General features: G+C 65.6%; 4 protein-coding genes and 1 pseudogene. All 5 read left to right on the plus strand.

Features of this window, described 5'->3' with window-relative positions; genetic code table 11:
* Window positions 1–12: 12 nt before the first annotated feature.
* Window positions 13–546 (plus strand): annotated as a pseudogene (locus LI92_RS19965) (AMP-binding enzyme); the annotation flags it as partial.
* 321 nt (window positions 547–867) lie between these two features.
* Window positions 868–1,605 (plus strand): MlaE family ABC transporter permease, encoded by a 738-nt coding sequence (locus LI92_RS19970; RefSeq protein ID WP_109559839.1) that lies wholly within the window; start codon window positions 868–870, stop codon window positions 1,603–1,605.
* 1 nt (window position 1,606) lies between these two features.
* Window positions 1,607–2,476, plus strand: coding sequence for an ABC transporter permease (locus LI92_RS19975; RefSeq protein ID WP_046322008.1), 870 nt, complete (start codon window positions 1,607–1,609; stop codon window positions 2,474–2,476).
* A gap of 5 nt (window positions 2,477–2,481) precedes the next feature.
* Window positions 2,482–3,693: an MCE family protein gene (locus tag LI92_RS19980; RefSeq protein ID WP_046322009.1), complete on the plus strand. Its 1,212-nt coding sequence runs from the start codon at window positions 2,482–2,484 to the stop codon at window positions 3,691–3,693.
* A partial coding sequence (locus LI92_RS19985) for an MCE family protein (protein ID WP_046322010.1) occupies window positions 3,690–4,377 on the plus strand: 688 nt, incomplete at its 3' end. The genes LI92_RS19980 and LI92_RS19985, both read left to right, overlap by 4 nt.

A 4,377-nucleotide genomic window follows, 5' to 3' on the forward strand; every position in this document is an offset into this window, starting at 1 on the left:
GTATAAGAGACAGGCACGGTGATCCCGACGGTCAGCGCCCGCGTTGTCGACGAGCAGATGAACGACGTGCCCGTCGGCGAGGTCGGCGAGATCGTGTACCGGGCACCCACCCTGATGAGCGGCTATTGGAACAACCCGCAGGCCACCGCCGAGGCCTTCGCCGGCGGCTGGTTCCACTCCGGGGACCTGGTCCGCATGGACGAGGAAGGCTACGTCTGGGTGGTCGACCGCAAGAAGGACATGATCATCTCCGGCGGCGAGAACGTGTACTGCGCCGAAGTGGAGAACGTGCTGGCCGATCACCCGGACATCGTCGAGGTGGCCGTCATCGGCCGCCCGGACGAACGGTGGGGCGAGGTGCCGGTGGCGGTCGCTGCGTTGTCCCGCGAGGGGCTGACCCTGGCCGAACTCGAGGTGTTCATGACCGAGCGCTTGGCGCGCTACAAGCACCCCAAGGCGCTGGAGATCGTGGAGGCACTGCCCCGCAACCCGGCGGGCAAGGTGCTCAAGACCGAGCTGCGAACACAGTTCGGTTCGGGCCGCTGAACCGAATAGGTGCACGGGCTTTCACTATGGCGATCAGTGAGGTGGCAGGGCGTTACTGCCCGGTAGGAGACGCGCGATGGTTCCGCCCGTTAAATGTTCCTCTTACGGAGCCATCAGGTATGGTCCGATGGTCGCCAACGGCACTTGGGGCCGATAAGGTGACGCCGGTCTCGCTGATCGACGGACGGGAGAAGACACTGTGCGACGCGGTTTGTTGCTGAGTCGTGCGGCGGGATCTGTGGTGAGGGGGGTGGTGTGACCGCTCCAGCGCGTCCCCGTGTCGCCGACTTCCTCCGGGATCGAGTGCTGCCGCCGCTGATCATGGTCGGCGGTTTCTTCCGGATGTGTGCCCTGACCGCCCGGGCCCTGTTCGTCCGGCCCTTCCAGTGGCGCGAGACGCTGCAACAGGGCTGGTTCATCACCAGCGTCGCCATCATCCCGACCATCGCGGTCGCCATCCCGCTGACCGTGCTGCTGGTTTTCACGCTCAATATCTTGTTGGCGCAGTTCGGTGCTGCCGACGTTTCGGGTGCCGGCGCAGGCATCGCGGCCGTCACCCAGTTGGGGCCGCTGGTCACCGTGCTGGTGGTTGCCGGCGCCGGGTCTACCGCGATCTGCGCCGACCTGGGGGCCCGAACCATTCGCGAGGAAATCGACGCGATGGAGGTGCTCGGTATCGACCCCATCCATCGCCTGGTGGTCCCCAGGGTGATCGCCGCGACCGTGGTGGCCCTGCTGCTCAACGCGCTGGTGATCGTCATCGGCCTCGCCGGCGGCTTCCTGTTCGGTGTCTATCTGCAGAACGTGTCCGGCGGCGCCTACCTGTCGACGTTGACTCTGCTGACCGGGTTGCCCGAGGTGATCATCTCGACGGTGAAGGCGAGCGTGTTCGGACTCATCGCCGGCCTAGTCGGCTGCTATCGAGGCCTTACCGTCCGTGGCGGCTCCAAAGGCCTGGGCACCGCCGTGAACGAGACCGTCGTGCTGTGTGTGCTTGCGTTGTTCGCCGTGAACGTGGTGCTGACCACCATCGGCGTGAAGTTCGGAACGGGGACCTGACATGTCGACATCAGCAGTGGTGCGAGGTCGCTTTCCCGGACTGGTCGCCAACTATCAGCGCTACGTCGGGGTAGCCGGCCGCGCGCTGGAGAAGAGCGGTCAACTCGGTTGGTTCTCGGTGGCCGCCCTTCGGCAGATCCCGTGGGCGCTGCGCCGGTACCGCACCGAGACGCTGCGACTGGTCGCCGAATTGGGGATGGGCACCGGCGCCATGGCGGTGATCGGCGGCACTGTGGCGATCATGGGCTTCGTGATGCTGGCCGGCGGTTCGCTGATCGCCATCCAGGGCTTCACCTCGCTGGGCAACATCGGGGTCGAGACCTACACCGGTTTCGCCGCAGCCCTGGTCAACGTGCGCGTGGTCGGCCCGGTCAACGCCGGTATCGCCTTGGCGGCCACCGTCGGAGCGGGCGCCACCGCTGAACTGGGCGCGATGCGCATCAGCGAGGAGATCGACGCGCTCGAAGTGATGGGGATCAACTCGATCGCCTACCTGGTGTCGACGCGTGTGGTGGCCGGTTTCACCGTGATCATTCCGCTCTACGCGCTTGCACTGATCATGGCGTTCGCCGCACCGCAGATCGTCACCACGCTGTTCTTCGGCCAGTCCTCGGGCACCTACGAGCACTACTTCCGAACGTTCCTGCGGCCAGATGACGTGTTCTGGTCCTTCATCGAGACGATATTGATCGCGGTGGTGGTTATGATCACCCACTGCTATTACGGCTTCAACGCCAGCGGCGGTCCGGTCGGCGTGGGCAGCGCGGTCGGCCAGTCGATGCGCCTGTCTCTGATCACCGTGCCCACTGTCGTGCTGCTCGCCGCGTTGGCGCTCTACGGCGTCGACCCCAACTTCAACCTAACGATGTGACGCGGATGGCAAACGGGAAGCAGAACAAAGTCCACAACCCGCCGTACCGGGTCGCGGGCCTGGTGACCTTCGCGGTCCTGGCCCTGATCGCCGGGCTGGTCTACGGCCAGTTCCGTGGCGCCTTCACCAAGACGACGACCTTGACCATGGTGGCCCCGCGCGCCGGCCTGGTGATGGATCCGGGCGGCCCGGTGACCTACAACGGGGTCCAGATCGGGCGCGTCTCGAGCATCACGCCGACCGAGTACGAGAACAAGCCGGCCGCCAAGTTCGCCCTCGACGTGAACCCGAAGTACCTCAAGCTGATTCCGTCCAACGTCAAGGCCGACATCTTGGCGACCACGCTGTTCGGCAACAAGTACGTCTCGCTGACCGCGCCGGAACACCCGGCGCGGGAGCGCATCACCACCAAAAATATCATCGCGACCTCGGTGACCACCGAGCTCAACACGCTGTTCGAGACGATCAACAACCTGTCCGAACACGTCGACCCGATCAAACTGAACCTGACGCTGCACGCCGCGGCGGAGGCTCTGACCGGGCTGGGCGACAAGCTGGGCGAATCGCTGGTCAACGGCAATGCGATCCTCGACGACGCCAATGCGCGGATGCCGTTGTTCCGCCGCGACCTCAAGGGTTTCGCCAACCTGGCCGAGGTTTACGCCGACGGGGCACCGGACCTGATCGGCTTCCTGGACAGCTCGGTGGTGACCGTCAAGACGATCACCAACCAGCAGAAGGAACTCGACGCCGCGTTGCTGGGCGCCGCCGGGGTGGGCAACCTCGGGGCCGACATCACCGAGCGGTTCGGTCCGTACTTCCGGGCCCAGTTCGCCGACCTGGTTCCGGTCTCGGCGCTGCTGGACGAATACAGCCCGGAGTTGTTCTGCGCCATCCGAAACCTGGCCGAGGGCGCGCCCAAGGTCTACGAGTTCCTCGGCGGCGACGGCTACGCGCTCGACACCGTCAGCGAGCTGGTCGGCCCGGCCAACCCCTACATCTACCCCGAGAACCTGCCGCGGTACAACGCCCGCGGTGGCCCTGGCGGTGCGCCGGGTTGCTGGCAGAAGATCACCCACGACTTCTGGCCGGCGCCCTACCTGGTGGCCGACACGGGAGTCAGCCAAGCGCCGTACAACCACTTTGATACCGGATCGCCCCTGGCCGTTGATTACGTCTGGGGTCGCCAAGTCGGGGATAACACGATCAACCCATGAACATCACCAGAACCGCTATCAAACTCGGCGCCGTCGGCTCGGTGCTGCTGCTCTTCACGGTCGGGCTCGTCGTGGTGTTCGGGCAGATCCGGTTCGACCGGACAGCCCGCTACTCGGCGGAGTTCAGCAATGCCAGCGGGCTGCGCCAGGGCCAGTTCGTCCGCGCCTCCGGGGTGGAGATCGGCAAGGTCAAACGGGTCCGGCTGGTCGACGGCGGCCGTCGCGCCGTGGTGGATTTCGACGTCGACCGTTCGCTGCCGCTCTACCAGTCGACCACCGCACAGATCCGTTACGCCGACCTCATCGGCAACCGCTACCTCGAACTCAAGCGCGGCGAGGGGCAGGGCGCCGACGAGCGGCTGCCCATGGGCGGGTTCATCCCCAGCTCCCGAACCGAGCCGGCGCTGGACCTTGATGCGTTGATCGGCGGTTTCAAGCCGGTCTTTCGGGCGCTGGACCCGGAGAAGATCAACACCATCGCCTCGACCATCGTCACGGTGTTCCAGGGCCAGGGCGGCACCATCAACGACATCCTGGAGCAGACCGCCCAGCTGACCGCCCACATCGCCGACCGTGATGCGGCCATCGGCGAGGTGGTCAAGAACCTGAACGTGGTACTCGACACCGCGGTGCGCCACCGCCAGACATTCGATGAGACCGTCGACAATTTCGACAAGCTGGTCA

The organism is Mycobacterium sp. UM_Kg1, assembly GCF_000972925.1.
Classification (GTDB): domain Bacteria; phylum Actinomycetota; class Actinomycetes; order Mycobacteriales; family Mycobacteriaceae; genus Mycobacterium; species Mycobacterium hiberniae.